The 485-nt window shown below is 43.7% G+C and carries 1 pseudogene; it reads right to left on the bottom strand.

Annotated features, from left to right (window positions below):
- A pseudogene (locus tag B3O33_RS00830) lies at positions 1–302 on the bottom strand (hypothetical protein); the annotation flags it as partial.
- Positions 303–485: the final 183 nt, after the last annotated feature.

The raw sequence follows: 485 nt of genomic DNA, 5'->3' as shown, positions 1-485 counted from the left end.
ACGGTATACACATCATTGCTCAGTAATGCCGGCGCACTGAGCGCCGGTATCAGGATTTGCGGTTTGGCATAATCCGAATTATCAAAGGCTCCAGCCTGTTCAATACGATCAATATACTGCGTAATAAGTTTAAAACCGTCATCTGCATGTAATACCCGTTTTACGATATCAAACAAGCGTCCAGCCTTAGTGGGTTTACTGAAACTTGGCGCCTGTTGCAGTTGTTTAATGGCTTCTTCCAGCCGTTCAATCAGCAAAGGATGATTCGGATCTGGATTTTCAATGACATTGGATTCAATCAAACTGTTTTCCTACTTTTTCTGCTTGCAACACGTAATGCCAATAACGCCAATCGACTAAATATAGAAATCCAATGATTCCTGTTCTTTTAGCAAATCACGCATGACGAGCGGATCCTGGCCAAAGAAGTATAACAAACCCCAATGGGTACCGAAGGCGGTCCGTTTGGTGACGGTTTCTTCCAG

Origin of the sequence: Methylophaga sp. UBA1464, from assembly GCF_002325665.1 — a bacterium.
Taxonomy (GTDB): Bacteria; Pseudomonadota; Gammaproteobacteria; order Nitrosococcales; family Methylophagaceae; genus Methylophaga.
The sequence above is the reverse complement of the archived record's forward strand: the minus strand, read 5'-3'. Positions and strand labels throughout refer to the sequence as shown.